A 20074-nucleotide genomic window follows, 5' to 3' on the forward strand; every position below is an offset into this window, starting at 1 on the left:
GAGTGAAGGGCAGATTGCCCACGTGTTACTCACCCGTTCGCCACTAATCCACCACCGAAGCGGCTTCATCGTTCGACTTGCATGTGTTAAGCACGCCGCCAGCGTTCGTCCTGAGCCAGGATCAAACTCTCCGTGAATGTTTACCCGTAATCGGGTGCACACACACGAGAGCGGAACAACCGGTCGGAATAAGACCCGTTGTTCACAGCGTCCTCGCTGTGTATTTCAAAAGGAACCACGTCCCGACCAAACCGGCCGGAGACGGGGTATCAACATATCTGGCGTTGACTTTTGGCACGCTGTTGAGTTCTCAAGGAACGGACGCTTCCTTCGGTCCCGTATCACCGGGGCCCTCCGGGCGCTTCCCTTCGTTTTACTTCTTTGTCCTGCTGTCTTGCGTTTCCGACTCTATCAGACTCTTTCGTGTCCGATTCCCGGTCGAAGCGGGTTCGTATTTCGCTTCCAGGTCTTTCGCTTTCGCGTTTTCCCTTTCGGCGGGTCCGACTCTATCAGGCCTTTTCCGTTCCCCTGACCACGGACCTGCGGGCATGCCGAAGGAAGGTCGAGGTTAGGATCTGGCTTGAAAGTCGCCGCCGACCCCCGACTCAAAGTCGCGTTGGGGTCAGGCAGGAGTACGACAGTACAGGTCGCCGGGGACCGAGGCAAATCGTTTCTGGTGCACCCCTAGGTCCGCCAAGCGGTAGGTCTCGGGCGGAACCGGGACTTCATATGACTTACTCTGCTGAGCAGTACGCCGTCCCCCATCAGCCGCGGCGGCGACACCTGAATCTCCAGCCCCCTGGGAGGCTCCCCATGACCAACGTGACGTCCCCTCTTGCTGGACGCGCCATCGGGCTCACCGCGGTTCCCGACCCGGTCTTCTCCGGCGCGATGGTCGGTCCCGGTACCGCCATCGACCCCGTACGTGAGCCCTCCGAGGCCGTGTCCCCGGTCGACGGCATCGTCGTCTCCCTTCACCCCCACGCGTTCGTCGTCGTCGACGCCGACGGGCACGGGGTTCTGACGCACCTCGGTATCGACACCGTCCAGCTCAACGGCGAGGGCTTCGAGCTTCTCGTGAACAAGGGGGACACCGTGACCCGGGGCCAGGGCATCGTGCGCTGGGACCCGGTCGCCGTCGAGGCCGCCGGCAAGTCACCCATCTGCCCGATCGTGGCCCTGGAGGCCACCGCCGAATCGCTCTCCGAGGTCCGTGAGGACGGGGACGTGAAGATCGGCGACACGCTGTTCGGCTGGCAGTAGCCCTCGGGCGCAGTCATCAGCCAGTTGCACAACCACCGCGGTGACTCGGTCGCCGCACAACCGGAGACGGGTGAAATGGAGACAACGCTGCGAGGCGTCGGCGTGAGCCACGGTGTGGCCATCGGCGAGGTTCGGCACATGGGTACGGCGGTGCTGGAGCCGCCCGCCAAATCGATTCCCGCCGAGGAGGCCGAGCGCGAACAGGGGCGTGCCCGGCAGGCGGTGGAAGCCGTGGCGGCCGATCTGGTCGCGCGCGGCAATCTGGCCGGCGGCGAGGCACAGCACGTGCTCGAGGCGCAGGCCATGATGGCGCAGGACCCCGAGCTGATGTCCGATGTCGATCGGCGTATCGCCGTGGGCAGCACCGCCGAGCGTGCCGTGTACGACGCGTTCGCCGCGTACCGGGCGCTGCTCGCCAATGCCGGGGAGTACCTGGCGGGGCGGGTCGCGGACCTCGACGACGTACGGAACCGGATCGTGGCGCGGCTGCTCGGGGTGCCGATGCCCGGTGTGCCGGACAGCGATGAGCCGTACGTCCTGATCGCCCGGGACCTGGCGCCGGCCGACACCGCGCTCCTCGACCCGACGCTGGTGCTCGGCTTCGTCACCGAGGAGGGCGGGCCGACCAGCCACAGCGCGATCCTGGCGCGGGCGCTCGGCGTTCCGGCCGTGGTGGCGCTGCCCGGCGCGGGTGAGCTGGCCGAGGGCACGGTCGTCGCGGTGGACGGCAGCACGGGTGAGATCTTCGTCGACCCGAGTGCGGAGAAGCGGGCCGAGATGGAGGCCGCCGCCGCGGCTCGTAAGGCCGCGCTGTCCGCCTCGACCGGTCCCGGTGCCACCTCCGACGGGCACAAGGTGCCGCTGCTCGCCAATGTCGGCGGTCCGGGCGATGTACCCGCGGCGGTCGAGGCGGGGGCCGAGGGTGTCGGGCTGTTCCGCACCGAGTTCCTGTTCCTGGACGACAGCAAGCAGGCTCCTTCCGAGGAGAAGCAGGTCGCGGCCTACCGTGCGGTGCTGGAGGCGTTCCCCGAGGGGCGCGTCGTCGTACGTGTGCTGGACGCCGGCGCCGACAAGCCGCTGGACTTCCTGACCCCGGCCGACGAGCCGAACCCGGCGCTCGGCGTCCGTGGGCTGCGGAGCCTGCTGGACCACCCCGAGGTGCTGCGTACCCAGCTGACCGCGCTGGCGAAGGCCGCCGAGGGGCTGCCGGTGTACCTGGAGGTCATGGCCCCCATGGTGGCCGACCGTACCGACGCCAAGGCGTTCGCGGACGCGTGCCGTGAGGCCGGGCTGCGGGCGAAGTTCGGCGCGATGGTGGAGATTCCGTCGGCCGCTCTGCGGGCGCGGTCGATCCTCCAGGAGGTGGAGTTCCTGTCGCTGGGCACCAACGACCTGGCGCAGTACACCTTCGCGGCCGACCGTCAGGTGGGCGCGGTGTCGCGGCTCCAGGACCCGTGGCAGCCGGCGCTGCTGGATCTCGTGGCGCTGTCCGCCGAGGCCGCTCGTGCCGAGGGCAAGAGCTGCGGTGTCTGCGGTGAGGCCGCCGCCGATCCGCTGCTGGCGTGTGTGCTGACGGGTCTGGGTGTCACCTCGCTCTCCATGGGTGCGGCGTCCATTCCTTATGTGCGGGCCACGCTGGCCAAGTACACGCTGGCTCAGTGCGAGCGGGCGGCGAACGCCGCTCGGTCCGCCGACTCGGCCGACGAGGCCCGCAGCGCGGCGCAGGCCGTGCTCTCGGGTGAGTAGGCGAGCAAGCGAGTAGGCGAGCTAGTAGCAGCGGCTCTCAGGGGAGGGGTCTTCCGCCGGTGGCGGGAGGCCCCTCCCTCTTTTTTTGGTCGGTGTCAGTCGGTGTCAGTGGTGGGTTTCCGGGGGCTCCGCTCCGATGTCGAATCCCGCGCAGTACTCGACGCCCGATTCCGGGGAGACGGGCTCTCCGGTGTCCGCGTCCGTGCAGTAGGCGTTGAAGACCTCGCCGACGGTGAGCGGGGCGAGGCCGCCGTGGGCCAGACGCCAGCCGTGGACGCGATCCGGGCTGTCGGGAGCGCTGGTGCGCAGGACCACTCCCCCACGTGATTCCAGGGCGACGGCCACCGCGAGGACGGTGGCGAACTCGGCGCCCTCCGCGCTGTCCAGGCGGGCCGGTCCCGTGGTGTCGCGGTGGGTGTGGAGCACGGCCAGGAGCTGGTCGTTGTCCGTCGGGACGCTGCACACCAGGTGGTGGGTGCCCGGTCCCGCCGTCTCCAGTAACCGCATGAGGAGGTGCGAGGCCCGGTCGAAGGCCGCGCGTCCGATGTCCTGGCCGCAGTCGGCGCAGGTGCCGAGGTCGGCGAGGAGGAGGGTGGCGTACTCCCAGGTGGCCTGGCGGACCGCGCGGGTGACGAGAACGGGGATGAGGTCGTCGATGCCCTGGCCGGTGTAGGCGACCGTGGCTCCGGCGGCCGCGATCTCCGCGGTGAAGCGGCTGCGGCTGGCTCCCGTGTCGGCGTCGAGACCCGACTCGGCGCAGAACTCCTCGTAGTCCTCCGGGTCGAAGAGGGCGACGGTGATGTGCACGCCCTGGGCCGTCAGTGCTTTGAGCAGGGCCTCGACCTGTTGGAGATAGACGGTGTGGTCGTCGAAGGGGAAGGTGTCGTAGCGCCGCATGGCCGCGAAGTCCTGCGCGTCGACGAGGAGGCCGACGGTGCTGGGTGCTTCGCGGCGCAGCGTGCGTCGCAGGGTGGTGGTGTGCGGGGTGCCGTGCCTCCTGCCGCGCTTCTTGCGGTGCGTCGCGTTGTGTTGAGCGTTGTGCTGGGCGTTGTGCTTCGTGCTGCGCTTGGTGTTGTCGGTCTGCGCCATGTGTCCCCCTGTGCGCGGTGAATCATTGCTCACTCAGCGTAATCAGGGGGACTGACAGTGGCGTTACGCGCGGCGCCTCGCCGCCAGGTCGGCGTAGAAGTGGAGGAGGTCCAGGTTGTCGACGGAGCCGGGGTTGACCGCCTTGGCCAGCTCGGTTCCCTGGAGGAGGCGCTTGACCGGAACCTCGATGCGCTTGCCGGTGAGGGTGTGCGGGATGGCGGGGACCTCGATGACCTCGTCCGGGACGTGGCGCGGGGAGAGGTTGTCGCGGATGGTCTGCTTGATCGCGGCGCGCAGGTCGTCGTCGAGGGTGGCGCCTTCGGCGAGGTGGACGAAGAGCGGCATCCAGTAGCCGCCGTCGGGTTCTTCGAGGCCGATGACGAGGGATTCGCGGATCTCGGGGAGCCGTTCGACGGCTTCGTAGATGTCGGCGGAGCCCATGCGGACGCCCTGGCGGTTGAGGGTGGAGTCGGAGCGGCCGTGGATGATCACCGAGCCGTGGTCGGTGATGGTGATCCAGTCGCCGTGCCGCCAGACGCCGGGGTACATGTCGAAGTAGCTGTCGTGGTACCGGCTGCCGTCGGGGTCGTTCCAGAAGCGGATCGGCATGGACGGCAGCGGGTTGGTGACGACCAGTTCGCCGACCTCGTCGATCAGCGGCTTGCCCGACGGGTCCCAGGACTGGAGGTCGGTGCCGAGGCAGGGGGCCTGGAGTTCGCCGATGTGGACGGGGAGGGTGGGGACGGCTCCGGCGAAGCAGGAGCAGACGTCGGTGCCGCCGCTGACGGAGGCGATCCAGAGGTCGGCGGCGACCTCGTCGTGGAGCCAGCGGAAGCCGTCGGGCGGGAGCGGTGAGCCGGTGGTGGCGACGCACTGGATCCGGGAGAGGTCGAAGTCGCGGCCCGGGTGGATGTCGGCCTTGCGGCAGGCCATGACGTAGGCGGCGGAGGTGCCGTAGAGGGTGGCGCCGGTCTGTTCGGCGACCCGCCACTGGGCGCTGACGTCGGGGTAGCCGGGGCTGCCGTCGTACAGGACGACGGTGGTGCCGGTGAGGAGGCCGGAGACGAGGAAGTTCCACATCATCCAGCCGGTGGAGGTGTACCAGCAGAAGCGGTCCTCGGGGCCGAGGTCGCAGTGGAGGCCGAGCTGCTTGAAGTGTTCGAGCAGGATGCCGCCCTGGGACTGGACGATGGCCTTGGGCAGGCCGGTGGTGCCGGAGGAGTAGAGGACCCAGAGCGGGCGGTCGAAGGGGACCTGCTCGAAGACCGGTTCAGTGTCGGCGGAGGTGAGGGCGGCCCAGGCGAGGGCGCCTTCGGGGGCGTCGGTGCCGAGCAGCGGGATGTGGACGACGGCGCGCAGGGTGGGCAGTTCGCGGCGGAGTTCGGCGACCGTCTCCGTACGGTCGTGCTCCTTGCCGCCGTAGCGGTAGCCGTCGACGGTGAACAGGACGACGGGTTCGATCTGCTGGAAGCGGTCGAGAACGCTGCGGGCACCGAAGTCGGGGGCGCAGGAGGTCCAGACGCCGCCGACGGCCGCGGTGGCGAGGAAGGCGACGACGGCCTGCGGGATGTTGGGGAGGTAGCCGCTGACGCGGTCGCCGGGGGTGACGCCCAGGGCGCGGAGTTCGGCGGCGAGCGCGCCGACCTGGCGGCGGAGTTCGGCCCAGCTGATGGGGACCTGGGTGTGCGTCTCGTCGACGTACAGAAGAGCGGGGGTGTCGGCGCGGGCCGGGTCCTCGGCGGTGCGCAGGGCGTGTTCGGCGTAGTTGAGGGTGGCGCCGGGGAACCAGGTGGCGCCGGGCATCGCGCGGTCGCCGAGGACACGCTCGTACGGGGTGGAGAAGCGGATGTCGAACCACTCGGCCACTGCTTCCCAGAAGGTGTCGAGCTCGTCGACGGACCAGCGGTGCAGGGCCGCGTAGCCGCCGTCGGCCGGGGCGCCGTACCGGGTCGCGGCCCAGTTCTGGAAGCGGGTGACGGCCGCGGCCTCGATGCGGTCGGGGCCGGGCTGCCAGAGCGGGGCGTCGGGCGTGGCTGCGGTCATGAGGGCTGCTCCCTGGCTGTACGGGTACGCGGGGTGGGCGTCGGCGCGCACGGGCTGGGGTGTGCGCGTGAGCGGCTGACGAGGACGATGCCATGTGATCGTCTTCGGCACCAGGGTGGCCCCGCCCCCGGAGGTGCCGGGGAGCGGCGGCCGACATGGGTGAACGGGAGTTGAACGGAAGGTTCTGCGGGTCGGGCGGGGTGGCATGGTGTGCGCCATGGACGGTCGTGACCTGGTGCGTCGGGTGAGGTTGGTCGGTTCGGTGCGGGGGCTGCGCACCGTGCGTTCGGCGTGGCGGCGCAGGGCCGCGGACGCGGCGGCGCTGCCGGCGCGCGGGGCGGAGCGGGCCCGGGTGCCCGGTGCGGCGACGGGTGCGGAGCCGGGTCCGGGCGGGGGTGTGGTGCGGTTCGCCCGTTCGGAGCTGCGTATCCGTGTGTCGGTGGGCGGTGCGGTGTTCTGGGCGTGGGACGGGGCGGAGCCGCTGCCGTCGTACGCGGTGGCGGGCGAGGCTCCCGCGCCGGACGAGCGGGCGGTGCTGGAGCCGGGCAAGGACGGCGGCTGGCAGGTGGTCGCGGAGCGGCTGACGGTGGTGGTGTCGCGGACCGGGGCGGTGGAGCTGCGGACGCCGGGCGGGGTGCTGTTGCGGCGTGAGCTGCCGCCGCGCTGGTGGGAGCCGGAGGGTGGCGGTCCGGTGCGGTGGGTGCAGCGTTCGGAGGTGCCGGCGGACGCGCGGTTCTTCGGGCTCGGCGGACGGGCGGGCGGGCCGCGGTTGCGGGACGGGGTGTACCGGCTGTGGAACACGGATCCCGGCGGGCGTTTCGGTCCCGGGGACGATCCGCTGTATCTGACGATGCCGGTGCAGGTGGTGGTGTCGGACGCGGGGACGCATCTGGCGTTCCACGACAACAGCTGGGCGGGCCGGGTGGTGCTCCGGGAGGGCGAGGAGGGCGCCGGTTCGGGGCATGACCGGCCGGGCGCCTGCGAGGTGCGGATGGAGGGCGGGCCGCTGCGCTGCTGGGTGGTGGTGGGGACGCCGGCCCGGGTGCTCCAGGGGTGGACGGCGCTGACGGGCGCTCCGGCGCTGCCGCCGTCCTGGGCACTGGGGCCGCAGCACGCCCGGTGGGGGTTCGGCAGCCAGGAGGAGGTGCGGCGGGTCGTCGACGGGTACCGGGAGCGGGGGCTGCCGCTGTCGGTGCTGCATCTGGACATCGACCACTACGACGGGCACCGGGTGTTCACGGTGGACCGGGAGCGGTTCCCCGATCTGCCCGGGCTGGCGAAGGAGCTGCGCGGGGACGGGGTGCGGCTGGTGTCGATCGTGGATCCGGCAGTGAAGGCGGAGCCGGGCGACGCGGTGTTCGACGCGGGCCGGGAGGTCGGTGAGCGCGGTGCGTACGTCCGGGACGCGCGGGGGCGGGTGGTGGTCGGGGAGGTGTGGCCGGGGGCCTGCGTCTATCCGGACTTCACTGATCCGATTGTGCGGGATTGGTGGGGATCTCTGTACGAGGAGCGGCTTGCGCAGGGCTTCTCGGGGGTCTGGCACGACATGAACGAGCCGGTGTCCTTCGCGGCGTTCGGGGATCCGTCGCTGCCGCGTTCGGCCCGGCATGTCCTGGAGGGCGCCGGGGGCGATCACCGTGAGGCGCACAACGTGTACGCGCTGGCGATGGCGCGGGCCGGGTACGAGGGGCTGCTCCGGCTGCGGCCCGAGGAGCGGCCGTTCCTCTTCTCGCGGTCAGGGTGGGCGGGGATGCAGAGGTACGGGGGCACCTGGTCCGGCGATGTGTCGACGGGGTGGGAGGGGCTGCGGGCGTCGCTGTCGCTGGTGGTGGGGCTCGGGCTGTGCGGGGTGCCGTATTCGGGGCCGGACGTGGGCGGGTTCGACGGGTTCCCGTCGCCCGAGCTGTATCTGCGGTGGTTCCATCTGGGGGCGTATCTGCCGTTGTTCCGAACGCATTCGGCGATCGACGCGGGACGGCGGGAGCCGTGGGAGTTCGGGCCCGAGGTGCTGGAGCACGCGCGGGCGGCGCTGGTGGAGCGGGAGCGGCTGCACCCGTACTTCGTGTCGCTGTCGCAGGTGGCCCGGCTGACGGGTGCGCCCTATGTGCGGCCGGTGTGGTGGGGTGCGCCGGGCGACCGGGCGCTGCGGGAGTGCGAGGACGCGTTCCTGCTGGGCGATGCGCTGCTGGTGGCTCCGGTGCTGGAGCCGGGGGTACGGCGGCGGGCGGTGCGGCTGCCGAGGGGGCGGTGGTACGACACGGTGACCGGGCGGGCGTACGAGGGGCCGGGCCAGGTGCTGGTGGATGCCCCGCTGTCGGGGGTGCCGGTGCTGGCGCGGGCGGGCGCGGTGATTCCGGTCCGGGGCGCGGACGGCGAACCGGAGCTGGAGGTGTGGGCGCCCGCGCCGGGGCGTACAGGTGGGGGCCTGGTGGTGCGGGACCCGGGCGACGGGTGGGCGGAGGCGGAGGTCGAGCGGTACGCGACGCGGTGGGAGGGGGACCGCGTGGTGGTGGAGCGGGACGGCGGGGAGGGTGAGGTCGGCGGTCGGGTGCGGGTGCGGGGGTGAGGGACGCCCGGTAGGCGGCCTGCTGGGGTCGTCCGGCGCCCTCAGCCGTAGCGGCCCGCGAACCAGGCGGTGGCGGCCTCCGTGTGCAGCGGGAACGCCAAGGGCCGGGGGCCGTACAGGATCTCGTAGCCGGATGTCTCGTCCGTCGGGGCCGACGGCGGCAGGCTCGCGAGGGGGCGGGCCGGGAGGAGGCCGAAGACCAGGAGGTGGCCGGCCGTGTCGCTGAGGACGTCGGCGAGCCGGACGTCCCGGGCCGCTGCCTCGATGCCGGTCTCCTCGCGGAGTTCGCGGGCCACCGCCGTACGCCAGTCCTCGGCGTGGTCGACGAATCCGCCGGGCAGGGCCGCGCCGCCCTTCTGCGGCTCGATGGTGCGGGTGATGACGACGAGTCCGGTGGTGTTCGGGCCGTCGACCGGGAGCAGGGCCACCGCGACGGGGAGCGGGTTGCGGTAGGCGGTGGTTCCGCAGTGCGTGCAGGTGCGGGGCCAGGCGTCGCCGGACGGGAGGGCGGTGTACGGGGCTCCGCAGGTGCCGCAGTGGGAGTCCCGCACGTAGCGGGGTGGCTGCTGCGGGGCGGTCGGGGAAGGGCCGTTGCCGGGTTCGGACACGGGCGGACTGTACCGGACGGGTTCTTCCGCGCGGGCCGCCCAGCTGATAGACGGTGTGCCCATGACAGGAATGCGTACCGCTCTCCGTGCCCTGGCCGTCACGGCCGCCGCTCTCCTCGCCGCCACCGCCCTCTCCCCCACCGCGCAGGCGCGTCCCGAACCGCGGGCGCCCGAGGAGTTCGTGGCGCTGCGTTCGGTGGATCCGACGATCATCCAGGAGATGCGTTACACGACGGCGCACACCTTCATGGGTGAGCGGGTGGACGGATACCGGCAGCCGGTCTGCATCCTGACCCGGCCCGCCGCGCGCGCCCTGCACCTGGCGCAGAAACGGCTGTTGCGTCAGGGGTACTCGCTGAAGGTGTACGACTGTTACCGGCCGCAGCGGGCCGTGGACCACTTCGTGCGGTGGGCTAAGGATCTCGACGACCAGTCGATGAAGGGGGAGTTCTATCCGCTGGTCGACAAGTCCCGCCTGTTCGAGGACGGTTACATCGCGGAGAAGTCCGGGCACAGCCGGGGCAGCACGGTGGACCTGACCCTGGTCCGGCTTCCCGCCCTGCCGACCAGGCCGTACCGTCCGGGCGAGCGGCTGACCCCCTGCTTCGCGCCGAAGGGCGAGCGGTTCCCCGACAACTCCGTGGACATGGGCACGGGTTACGACTGCTTCGACACCCTCTCGCACACCGACGATCCCCGGATACAGGGCGCTCAACGCACCAACCGGCAGTTCCTGAAGCAGACGTTGACCGAGGTGGGGTTCGTGAACCTGCCCGAGGAATGGTGGCACTTCACCTTCAAGCCGGAGCCGTTCCCGGACAGCTACTTCGACTTCCCGGTGGATCGCGGGTCGGTGGGCAGGCACTGAGTCGGTGGGCGGGCGCTGACGAGAACGGGCGACCGGGACCACCCCCGTGGGCTCCGGCCGCCCGTTCTTCATCTCGGACGCGAAAGGGGCGTGTTCGGTTGCCGATCGGGCGGCTACGGTGCCCGTATGTCACAGCAGACGTTCGAAACGTACGAGGAATTCTGGCCGTACTACGTCGCGATGCACTCCCGGGCCGCCACCCGCTGGGTCCATCTGACCGGCACACTGACCGGGCTCGCGCTGAGCGCATACGGGCTCGCGCGGGGCCGGAAACGGTATCTGGCGGCCCTGCCGCTGATCGGGTATGGCACGGCGTGGCCCGCGCACTTCCTGATCGAGAAGAACAACCCGGCCACCTTCGGACATCCTCTGTGGTCGCTGCGCGGGGACGCACAGATGATCCGGACGATGCTCGCGGGCCGGGACGCGGAGCTGGCGGAGACCGCGGCGAAGTGGCTGGCCGAGCACGGGGAGGACCGGAAGGACGGCTGAGGCCGCCCCGGCCGAAGCCCCAGCCGGACCTCTCACCGGGACCTCTCACCGGGACCTCTCGCCTGGCCCCTCGCCGGACGACCGCGCCCGTGGCACACTTCTGACGTTCCATCAGGTCCAGTGCCGGGAGGGGCTTTGTCGCGCACGCGTACACCCGTGGTGGCCGGTTGGTTCACCGAGGACGCCGCGGAGGAGGAGTTCCGGCTGCTGGGCACCCGCTGCTCCGGCTGCCGGACGGTCCACTTCCCCCGGGAGGACGGGCACTGCCGCAACCCGGGCTGCCACGGCGGGGAGTTGGAGGAGACGCCGCTGTCGAAGCGGGGCACGGTGTGGTCCTGCACCGACGGGCGCTACCGGCCGCCTCCCCCGTACGTCAGCGACCCCGATGCCCCCTGGACTCCGTACACGCTGGTCGCCGTCGAACTGGCCGCCGAGCGCATGGTGGTGCTGGGGCAGGCCGCCCCCGGGGTGGGCGTGGCCGATCTGCCCGTGGGCGCGGTGGTGGAGGTGGTGCCGGGGGTCCTGGACGAGGACCCCGCGGCGGGCACCGTGCACACGACCTGGCACTGGCGGCCGGTCGCGGCGACGGACGGGGACGCCTCATGAACCGCGACGTGGCGGTCCTCGGGGCCGGGATGCACCCGTGGGGCAAGTGGGGGCGCGGCTTCGTCACGTACGGCCGGATCGCCGCGCACGCCGCGCTCGCGGACGCCGGCATCGGCTGGCCCGAGGTCCGGTCGGTGGTCGGCGCGCAGACGGTGCGCGGGGGCTATCCGGGGTACGTGGCGGGCGCGACATTCGCCCGCGCGCTCGGGTGGCAGGGGGCGCGGGTGGCGTCCGTGTACGCCGCGTGCGCTTCCGGGGCGCAGGCCATCGACACGGCGCGGGCGCAGATCCTGGCGGGGCTGGCGGACGTGGTGCTGGTGGTGGGGGCCGACGCGGCGCCCAAGGGGTTCTTCGCCCCAGCGGGCGGGGAGCGGCCGGACGATCCGGACTGGCTGCGCTTCCGGGTGCTCGGGGCGACGAACCCGGCGTACTTCGGGCTCTACGCCCGCCGCCGCATGGCGCTGTACGGGGACACCCCGGAGGACTTCGCGCTGGTCAAGGTGAAGAACGCGGCGGTGGGAGCGCTGAACGAGTACGCCCGCTACCGGACTCCCGTGACGGTGGAGGAGGTTGCCGCCTCGCCCGTCGTCGCCGATCCGCTGCGGCTGCTGGACATCTGCGCCACGTCCGACGGGGCCGCCGCGCTGGTGCTGTGCAGCCTGGAGTTCGCGCGGCGGCGCGGGGTGCGCGATCCGGTGCGGATCCGGGCCGTCTCGACCGTGACCCCGACCTTCCCGAGGACCGTCCTGGATCTGCCGGACATCGGCACGGACTCGGCGGTGGCCGTGGACCCGTCACCCGAGAGCTTCCGGTCCTCGATCGCGCGGACCGCGTACGAGGAAGCAGGGATCGGGCCGGAGGATCTGTCCCTGGCCGAGGTCTACGACCTGTCCACCGCACTGGAGTTGGAGTGGTACGAGGACATCGGGCTGTGCGGTCCGGGCGAGGGGGCGAAGCTCCTGCGCTCGGGGGCGACCGCGCCGGGCGGCCGGATTCCGGTGAACGCGAGCGGCGGTCTGGGCTCGTTCGGCGAGGCGGTCCCCGCCCAGGCCATCGCGCAGGTGTGCGAGCTGGCTCGGCAGTTGCGGGGGCGGGCCGGGCAGCGGCAGGTGCCGGGGGCGCGGGTCGGCATCACGGCGAACCAGGGGCTGTTCGGGCACGGTTCGGCGGTGGTGGCGGTCCGTTGACCCGCCGGATGCGTCTCGACCGATCCACCGGACGCGACTCAACCGAGCCCAGGGGCTCGTCTCAACAGGTTTTCCGTGCCCTTGACTTGACTGGTCGTCACCGCCGCAGAACACTCGGGACCCGGCGCGCCGGACGGCGTGCGGCTCGTACCCCTGTCGGCGGGGGTACGGGCCGTACGCGTACCGGAAACCGGAAACCAGGAGCCGGGGCTCAGGTGGCGACGGGTTCGCGGGCCCGTGCCGCGCGCTCCAGGGCGTGTTCCACGACCGCGACCAGGACGTCGCGCACGGAGGACCGGTCGCGGGCGTCGCAGACGAGCAGCGGGACCTCGGGGTCGAGGTCGAGCGCGGCCCGCACGGTCTCGGTGGGGAACCGCTCGGCGCCCTCGAAGGTGTTGACCGCGACCGTGAACGGGATCCGCCTGCGCTCGAAGTAGTCGACCGCGGCGAAGCAGTCCTCCAGACGCCGGGTGTCGGCGAGGACGACCGCGCCCAGGGAGCCCTGGGCCAGCTCGTCCCACAGGAACCAGAAGCGGTCCTGGCCCGGGGTGCCGAACAGATAGAGGACCAGGTCCTCGCGGAGCGTGATCCGGCCGAAGTCCATCGCGAGCGTGGTGGTCGTCTTGGACTCGACGCCCGCCAGATCGTCCACCGGGCGGCCCGCCTCGCTGAGGCGTTCCTCGGTGCGCAGCGGTCTGATCTCGCTGACCGCGCCGACCGCGGTCGTCTTGCCGACGCCGAACCCTCCCGCCACCAGGATCTTCAGGGTGACGGGCTCGACGGGCCGCGTCGTGGCGCGGCTAGAGCGCCCGAAGGCCATTGATTACCTCGCGAAGAATGTTCACGTCCGGCAGCTCGGCCGGCGGAACGGGACGGGTGACGTGCACCAGCTCGTCCTCGACGAGATCGCCGACCAGGACCCGTACCACCCCTACGGGGAGGTCGAGTTCGGCGGCGAGCTCGGCGATCGACTGGGGTCTGTCGCTACAGAGTTCGACGATCGCCACGTGTTCGGGGGCGAGCGTCTGGTCCCGGCCGGGGTCGTCGGCGGCCGGTTCCGGTACGACGAGCGCGATCAGGTCGAGGCGGTGACGGGAGGCGCTGCTGGTCCGCCCCCGGGTCATGGCGTACGGGCGGACCACCGGTCCCGCGTCCGCGTCGTACCACCGGGAGGCCTGGGGGTCGACGGTCCCGTCCGGGGATCCGGGGCCGGTGCCCCGGGGGGAGTCAGCGCTCATGCCCGCCACGCTCAGCCTCCGGCGGGCATACCGGTCGTCCGTGGGGCGTTGGCCAGATGGGCCCCCACGCGCTTGACCATCAGCGTCATCTCGTACGCGACCTGGCCCACGTCGGAGTCGGCGTCGGCCAGGACGGCGAGACAGCTGCCGTCGCCGGCCGCCGTGACGAAGAGGAACGCCTCGTCCAGCTCGACGACGGTCTGGCGCACCCGGCCCGCGTCGAAGTGGTGGCCGACGCCCTTGGCGAGGCTGTGGAACCCGGAGGCGACGGCGGCGAGATGCTCGCTGTCCTCGCGGGTCAGGTCCGCCGACGCGCCGGTGGCGAGTCCGTCGCTGGAGAGCACCAGCGCCTTGCGGATGCTGGCGACACGCTGGACGAGTTCGTCGAGCAGCCAGTTCAGTTCGCCCGAGCCGTGGCGGGCGGGGTTGTGTGCTGCGGCGTTCGGTGCGGTCATCGACCGTCCCCTCCCGGAGTGGTTCCTGGTGCTGTGCCACCGGGGTCGCCGGTGTTCGCGGTGTCGTCGGCGGATTCGGTGGTCTCGGTGGTTTCGGTGGACGCGGTGTTCCCGTTCGTCCCGGTGGTCCCGGTGCTCTCGGTAGTCCCGGTGTTCTCAGTGGTCTCGGTGGTCTCTGCGTTCTCCCGGCGGCCGCGCTGCCAGCCTCGCTGGAGCGAGGCCATGCGGTCGCGCACCTCGTCCGCGTCGCGCTCGGCGTCGTCGACCGTGTCCACGGGCGCGCGCTGCACCGTGCGCTCCGCGGATTCCTCACGGAGCTGGCGGGCGAGGCTGGCCTGCCGGACCCGCCGGGGCAGTCCGCCGATGGTGTCGGGCGCCGGCGGGGTCTCCTCGCGCCCGGACCCGGGTGCGCGGGACGGTTCCGCGGTGCGGGAGGCGTCTCGCGTACGGGAGGCATCCGGCGTACGGGAAGTGTCCGGCGTACGGGAGAGGCCCGGTGCGCGGTGGGCCGCGGCTCGTACGGTCCAGGGTGCGTCGGCCGTACGGGGCCTGTCGGCCGGGTCAGGGGCGCGGTCGGCGGGGTGCGGGACCGGGCCCGTGGCCTTCGCGGGAGGCGTGATCGCGTCGTCGCCCTGAGCGTCGACCCGGCGGCCCCGGTCGGCGACCAGCGTCGGCGGAGTGCGGCGGGGCAGCGGTACGGGCCCGGCGGGGCGCATCGGGCGGACCTCCGCCGTCGGCTCGTCGCCGTGGTCGCGGGCCTGCTGGTGCTGGTCCCGGTCGGTGTCCCGGCGCGGGCCGCCGGGCTTGCCGCGGCGGGACTCGCGGTCGCCGTCGCGGCGCACGTCCCGGGCGCGGAAGATGCCGCCCCGCTCGCTCTCGGTGTCCTCCAGGTCGGACACGCCGTCCAGGACGGGTCCGAGGGCCGGGTCCAGGGCAGGATCCGGCGAACGGTCCAGCGGGTCACCGGCGAAGTCCAGCGGGCCGACCGGGGCCTCCAGCTCGACGGGCCCGTCCAGGACGCCCGGTCCGGTGAGCCCGGTGGGCACCGGCGACAGGACCGCGGACCTGCCGTTGACGCGGCGCTCCCCGCCCGATGCCGTGCCCTGCGCGCCCGGTGCCGCGTCGGAGCTCCGGCCACTGCCGATGGCCCGCTCGGCACGGCGGTCGAGGCGGAACCCGGTGCCGTGGGTGTCGGGGGCGTCGGTGAGCAGGGCCGCCGGGATGAACACAACCGCGGTGGTGCCTCCGTACGGCGATTTCTGGAGGGAGACCCGGACGTTCTGGCGCTGGGCGAGCCGGCTGACGACGAAGAGGCCGAGGCGGTCGGTGTCGGAGAGCTCGAAGTCGGGGGTCTCGGCGAGCCGCAGGTTGGCGTCGAGAAGGACCTCGGGGGCCATGCCGAGGCCGCGGTCGTGGATTTCGAGCGTGAAGCCGTTGGAGACGCGTTCGCCGTGCACCTGGACCGCGGTGTGCGGGGGCGAGAACACGGTGGCGTTCTCCAGGAGTTCGGCGATCAGGTGGGTGAGGTCGGCCACGGCGGGTCCGCCCACACCGATCCGGGCCAGGCGGCGGACCTCGATGCGTTCGTAGTCCTCGACCTCGGCGACGGCGGCCCGCACCACGTCCATCAGCTGGATGGGCTTGCGCCACTGGCGGGAGGGGGCGGCGCCGGAGAGGATCACGAGCCCTTCGGCGTGCCGGCGCATCCGGGTGGTGAGGTGGTCGAGGCGGAACAGGTCGGCCAGTTCGTCGCTGTTCTCGGTACGGCGCTCCATCGCGTCCAGCAGTGTCAGCTGGCGGTGCAGGAGGACCTGGTTGCGGCGGGCGAGGTTGACGAAGACCTCGGAGACGCCGCGCCGCATGTCGGCCTGCTTGACGGCGGCCTCGACGGCGGCCCGCTGGAGGGTGTTGAGCGCCTGGCCGACCTGGCCGATCTCGTCGGGTTCGTAACTGAGGTGCGGGGCCTCGGTCTCGACATCGACCTGTTCGCCCGCGGCCAGCCGGCGCATCACGCTCGGCAGCCGTACACCGGAGACCTCGTGGGCGTCCTTGCGCAGCCGGGAGAGGTCGCGGACGAGTTCACGGCCGATGCGGACGGAGACGAAGATCGAGACGATCAGGGCCAGGAAGCCGAGGATCCCGGCGATCCCGGCCTGGGCGAGAACCCGGTAGGCGGCCGGTTCGGCGCGGTCCCGGAACCGGTTGCCCATCTCCGTGGAGTCGTTCGCCAGCCGGTCGAGGACGGGCACGGCCGCCTCTTCCCAGCGGTCAGCGTCGACGGCGCCGGGGCGCTTCGTCGGCCCGGCGTCGATCAGGGCGTCCTCGGCGGTGCGCAGCGGTTCGGTGTCGGGGCTGCCCCAGAACTGCTCGACGCGGCGGCGTTCGGAGGCGGGAAGGTTCTCCAGGCTGACCTCGTAGAGCAGCTCGCGCTGCGCCACGAGGCCGGATATCTGGCGCAGTTCGGCGGTGGTGAAGCGGCCGGCGATGAGGCCGGAGGCGATGAGCGCGTCCTCGCGCGACAGCATCTCGCGGGCCCGGGAGACCCCGACCAGGGCCCGCATCTGCTTGTCCATCGACACGTTCTCCAGGGTGTGGAGTCCGTTGAGGAAGCGGTACGAGGGGTCGACGAGGCCGTTGTAGAAGTCCAGTGCCTTCGCTCGGCCGATGGTGCGCTTCTCGACCGATTCGCGCAGGGCGTCCAGTCCGTCGACGGCGCTCAGGATCGCGTCCAGGCGGCCGCTGTCGGCGGCGCTCAGCGAGTCGCGGACGTCCTGCGCCCGGGCGTTCTCCCTGACCTCGGCCACGATGCGGTCGGTGGCGGCGCGTTGGCCCATGAGGACGGGGAGCGCGTCGGAGGCCCGGGGGTCGGCGAGGAAGACCAGGGTCTGCCGTCGCTCGTCCTGGACGGCGCGGACGGCGTCCTCCAGGGGTTCGCTCACCTTCTTCACGATGGATCCGGCGCTCATCAGCTCGTCGGCCTGGCGGCCGGTGATGTAGGTGGCGAAGACCCAGAGGCCCGTGAGGGAGACGAGCGGCACCAGCAGCAACGCCACGATCTTCCTGCGGATGGACTTCCCGCGAAAGCGCATGGCCTCCCCCAGATCGGCCCCGCACGACGGCTGCGGGGGTCGCCCCGCACGGTGGCTGCGCGGGTTGTCTTCTCCGTCAATAAACGGCGCGAGCCTACTACTGACACAGAGACAACTCGAAGACACGTCCGGATGATTTTCAGCCGTCCACCACGAACTTGATCATGGGTTGTCCCGTTATTCCCGGAGATGAAATTCGCGAAAGCGACAGAGGGCACCGCCCGGACTCCTCGGCACCGGCACGTATCAGTTGGCTGGAATTCTTCGCTCCATGACCTTCTGTGCCCTGCGCGTGCTTTTCCTGGGGAATCTTCGGGACGGGTGGTTCGTCCATATGTACGGGGTAGACGCACGGTGGGGTCGTGCGCGGCAGGACGGACGTGTTCCGCCCGCGTAGAACCGGCGCAAGCCGGGCAGCCACCCTGAAGTCGGACAGTGGCGGGGAGTTGAAGACCTTGAGTACGCAAGAACGCGGGAGCGCCGGAGCATCGGCCGCCGCGCGGACGGAGGCCGCGGAGGGGGCACGGGTCCCGCGGCAGTTGTGGGTGGAGGAGCCGGCCTCGAAGCGGCGGATGCCCGATGCGGTGCGGACGGCCGCCGTGCGCGCCGTTCTGATCATGTCGCTGACGATCATCCAGGCGATGGTTGCCTTTCTGAGCACGTTGACCGGCTCCTGGCTGGCCTTTCCGATGGTGCTCAGCAGTGTGGCCAGCACGGTGGTCGCCACCTGGGCGGTGCTCGACGTGTGGGTGACCCGGCAGGTGTGGAACCAGCGCCACGGCGTGGTGTCGGTGCCCAGCAGCACGGCCCGTCAGATACGTCGTGAGCGGCGCCGGTCCCGCCGGGCCGAGCGGGCGGCCGAGCGGGACGGGACGGGCGGTGGTATAGGCGGCCGCCGACGCACCGGCGGCCTCTCCCGCGCCTGACGGGCGGCAGCCTCCGCCCGCGCTCGAACGACCGACGGCCGTTCGCGGCCCGGCGGTTACGCCTCGGGGGCCGGGGGCTCGGCGGTGGGCTGCTCGTTCCGCTTGAACATCCGGGTCGCGGTGATCTCTCCGTGGACCGTCTCGCCCTCGGGGTCCTGCTGCGGCAGACCGGGCCGCAGGTGCTCCTCCACGCTGATGTACTTCAGCCCGGCCCTCAGGTCGGCGTCGTTGCGCAGCCGGATGACCAGGGGGAATTCGGCGAGCGCGGTCGTGTCGAACAGGCCGGTCGTGTAGAGCAGTTGGACGCCCAGCGCGTCCGAGACGGCCCGCTGGAGCTCCAGCAGATAGGTGGCGTTGGCGCGGCCGATCGGGTTGTCGAGGAACAGGGTGCCCGCGTGCCGGTGCCGGTCGCGGCCCCGGTCGTTGCTGCGCAGGGCCGCCATCGTGCAGTAGAGGGCGATGGCGGCGGTGAGCAGCTGGCCGCCGGAGAAGACGTCGCCCATCTGCCCGACCGGGACGCGCTCGGCACGCAGCACGGCGTCCGGCTTCAGGATCTCCACCGCGATGCCCTTGGGGCGCAGGGCCGCCTCGACGCCCCGCAACAGCAGGGACATGCCGTCCCTGCGCAGGTCGGAGTTCTTCTTGAGGGCGGCGCTGGTGGCCTCGTCGATGACCTCGCCGAGGCGTTCGGTGAGGGTGGCCTGGTCGGGTTCCTCGAAGCGGATGCGGAGGAATTCCTGGCCCGACCACTCCCCCAGTCCTTCGGGGAGCTGGGAGAGCCGCTGGGCGGAGCGCAGGGTGGTGAGCGCCGACTCGACGAGTCCGCGCAGCCGGTCGACGATCGAGTCGCGGTTGCGCTCCAGCTGGACCAGCTCGTCGGTGAGGACGCGCAGCCGGGGGGCGAAGGCGTCGGCCCACTTACGGGCGTGCTCGGGCAGGGCGGAGGCGGGCAGTTCGCGGATCTGCTGGCGGGCGGGGGTGCGGACCTGTTCGTACCGGGTGGAGTTGGCGTGCCGGACGAGGATGTCGCTCGCTTCCCTGACGGCGCTCTCGGCGGCCGAGAGGTCGGCGTTGCAGCCGCGCAGGGAGCGGCGGGACTCGGCGGCGGACTGCCGGGCCTCCTCCAGGCTGCCGGGGTACGGGTCGGGGTCCTCGGTGCCCTCTTCCGCGCCGTGGTCGCGCAGGAGGTCCCGCAGGAGGGCCGCGGTCTCGTCGAAGCCGCCGGCGGAGTCCTCGGCGGTGCGGTGGGCCTGGAGCAGCTCGCTGTGGGCGGCGCGGGCGGTGTCCAGGGTGGCGGTGGCGTCGGCCAGTTCGGCGTTGGCGGTACGCAGGAGGGCCTGGGCGCTCTCGGCGTCGGCCGGGACCAGGTCGTCCGGCAGCTCGGTGTGGTGGGGGCGGTCGTCGTCGGGGGCGAGCCGTTCGGCCTCGCCGCGCAGCCGTCCCAGGTGCTCGCTGGCGGTGGAGGCGCGGGTCTCCAGGAGCTGGACGTGTGCTTCGGCGCGGGCGGCGGCGGCCTGGCGGGACGGGCCGTCGGCTCCGTCGGTGCCTTCCAGGAGCTGGCCGGCGCGGGTGCGGACCTTGTTGGTGAGCCGGTCCAGCTCGGCCAGGGCGGCGCTCTCGTCGCTCTCGGCGCGGGCCTGTTCGGCGCGCAGGTCGGCGCCGACGCCGACCTTCTCGTACAGCTGGGACGCGGCCCGGTAGGCCTCGCGCAGGGTGGGCAGCGCGGTGCGGGCCTTCGACTCGTCCTCCTCGGGGAGGACTTCGGGGACGCCGGCGATCTCGGCGCGCTCGGCCCGCAGGGCGCGGGCGGTGCGGCGGGCGTCGTCCCCGGCGCGCTGGGCGGCGCGGCGGTCCTCGTCGGCGGCGCGGGCGAGGTCGAGGCAGACGCCGGCGCGGGC

15 protein-coding genes, 1 rRNA gene and 1 pseudogene are annotated in these 20074 nt (G+C 72.1%); 8 read left to right on the forward strand and 9 right to left on the reverse strand.

Annotation, left to right across the window (positions count from 1 at the left end):
• Positions 1-137, reverse strand: a 16S ribosomal RNA gene (locus tag A3Q37_RS34440); the annotation flags it as partial.
• Positions 138-813: 676 nt separating this feature from the next.
• Here A3Q37_RS34440 and A3Q37_RS34445 point away from each other — a divergent pair.
• Entirely contained in the window at positions 814-1263 is a 450-nt protein-coding gene (locus tag A3Q37_RS34445) for a PTS glucose transporter subunit IIA (protein WP_065491034.1), read from the forward strand.
• Between the two features lie 75 nt (positions 1264-1338).
• A complete protein-coding gene (gene ptsP / locus A3Q37_RS34450; RefSeq protein ID WP_006123087.1) occupies positions 1339-3009 on the forward strand; it encodes a phosphoenolpyruvate--protein phosphotransferase in 1671 nt (556 codons plus the stop codon).
• A gap of 105 nt (positions 3010-3114) precedes the next feature.
• On the opposite strand, the gene A3Q37_RS34455 is transcribed toward ptsP, so the two are convergent.
• Both A3Q37_RS34455 and A3Q37_RS34460 read right to left on the reverse strand, forming a co-directional pair.
• Positions 3115-4098, reverse strand: a complete 984-nt coding sequence (locus A3Q37_RS34455; RefSeq protein WP_065491037.1) for a hypothetical protein — start codon at positions 4096-4098, stop codon at positions 3115-3117.
• A gap of 63 nt (positions 4099-4161) precedes the next feature.
• On the reverse strand, positions 4162-6141 hold the full coding sequence (locus A3Q37_RS34460; RefSeq protein WP_065491039.1) for an acetoacetate--CoA ligase: 1980 nt from the start codon (positions 6139-6141) through the stop codon (positions 4162-4164).
• Between the two features lie 217 nt (positions 6142-6358).
• On the opposite strand from A3Q37_RS34460, the gene A3Q37_RS34465 reads away from it, so the two are divergent.
• Positions 6359-8707, forward strand: a complete 2349-nt coding sequence (locus A3Q37_RS34465) for a TIM-barrel domain-containing protein (protein ID WP_065491068.1) — start codon at positions 6359-6361, stop codon at positions 8705-8707.
• A 41-nt stretch (positions 8708-8748) separates the two neighbouring features.
• Here the strand turns inward: A3Q37_RS34465 and A3Q37_RS34470 are convergent, their stop codons facing one another.
• A complete protein-coding gene (locus A3Q37_RS34470) occupies positions 8749-9315 on the reverse strand; it encodes an NUDIX domain-containing protein (RefSeq protein ID WP_065491041.1) in 567 nt (188 codons plus the stop codon).
• Positions 9316-9376: 61 nt separating this feature from the next.
• On the opposite strand from A3Q37_RS34470, the gene A3Q37_RS34475 reads away from it, so the two are divergent.
• From A3Q37_RS34475 to A3Q37_RS34490, 4 genes are all read left to right on the forward strand, one after another.
• Positions 9377-10183: a M15 family metallopeptidase gene (locus tag A3Q37_RS34475; RefSeq protein ID WP_065491047.1), complete on the forward strand. Its 807-nt coding sequence runs from the start codon at positions 9377-9379 to the stop codon at positions 10181-10183.
• A 126-nt stretch (positions 10184-10309) separates the two neighbouring features.
• Positions 10310-10675, forward strand: a complete 366-nt coding sequence (locus A3Q37_RS34480) for a DUF962 domain-containing protein (RefSeq protein ID WP_065491053.1) — start codon at positions 10310-10312, stop codon at positions 10673-10675.
• 135 nt (positions 10676-10810) lie between these two features.
• A complete protein-coding gene (locus A3Q37_RS34485; protein ID WP_176711575.1) occupies positions 10811-11281 on the forward strand; it encodes a Zn-ribbon domain-containing OB-fold protein in 471 nt (156 codons plus the stop codon).
• The gene (locus A3Q37_RS34490) at positions 11278-12468 is read left to right on the forward strand and encodes a lipid-transfer protein (RefSeq protein WP_065491056.1); all 1191 of its coding nucleotides are present in this window, start codon (positions 11278-11280) and stop codon (positions 12466-12468) included. Before A3Q37_RS34485 ends, A3Q37_RS34490 begins: the two co-directional genes overlap by 4 nt.
• Before the next feature lie 211 nt (positions 12469-12679).
• Here A3Q37_RS34490 and A3Q37_RS34495 read toward each other — a convergent pair whose 3' ends face one another.
• From A3Q37_RS34495 to A3Q37_RS34510, 4 genes are read right to left on the reverse strand one after another with little or no spacing between them, the layout of a single operon-like run.
• Complete coding sequence (locus A3Q37_RS34495) at positions 12680-13288, reverse strand: ATP/GTP-binding protein (RefSeq protein WP_065491060.1); 609 nt, start codon at positions 13286-13288, stop codon at positions 12680-12682.
• The gene (locus tag A3Q37_RS34500; RefSeq protein WP_010057432.1) at positions 13269-13706 is read right to left on the reverse strand and encodes a DUF742 domain-containing protein; all 438 of its coding nucleotides are present in this window, start codon (positions 13704-13706) and stop codon (positions 13269-13271) included. The genes A3Q37_RS34495 and A3Q37_RS34500 overlap by 20 nt, the downstream gene beginning before the upstream one ends.
• A gap of 11 nt (positions 13707-13717) precedes the next feature.
• On the reverse strand, positions 13718-14161 hold the full coding sequence (locus A3Q37_RS34505; RefSeq protein WP_030589400.1) for a roadblock/LC7 domain-containing protein: 444 nt from the start codon (positions 14159-14161) through the stop codon (positions 13718-13720).
• Positions 14158-17250, reverse strand: coding sequence for a nitrate- and nitrite sensing domain-containing protein (locus A3Q37_RS34510; RefSeq protein WP_065491065.1), 3093 nt, complete (start codon positions 17248-17250; stop codon positions 14158-14160). Before A3Q37_RS34510 ends, A3Q37_RS34505 begins: the two co-directional genes overlap by 4 nt.
• Positions 17251-17822: 572 nt before the next feature.
• On the opposite strand from A3Q37_RS34510, the gene A3Q37_RS34515 reads away from it, so the two are divergent.
• A complete protein-coding gene (locus tag A3Q37_RS34515; RefSeq protein ID WP_065491074.1) occupies positions 17823-18176 on the forward strand; it encodes a hypothetical protein in 354 nt (117 codons plus the stop codon).
• A gap of 56 nt (positions 18177-18232) precedes the next feature.
• On the opposite strand, the pseudogene A3Q37_RS34520 reads toward A3Q37_RS34515, so the two are convergent.
• A pseudogene (locus A3Q37_RS34520) lies at positions 18233-20074 on the reverse strand (hypothetical protein); the annotation flags it as partial.

The organism is Streptomyces sp. PTY087I2 (assembly GCF_001687325.1).
Classification (GTDB): domain Bacteria; phylum Actinomycetota; class Actinomycetes; order Streptomycetales; family Streptomycetaceae; genus Streptomyces.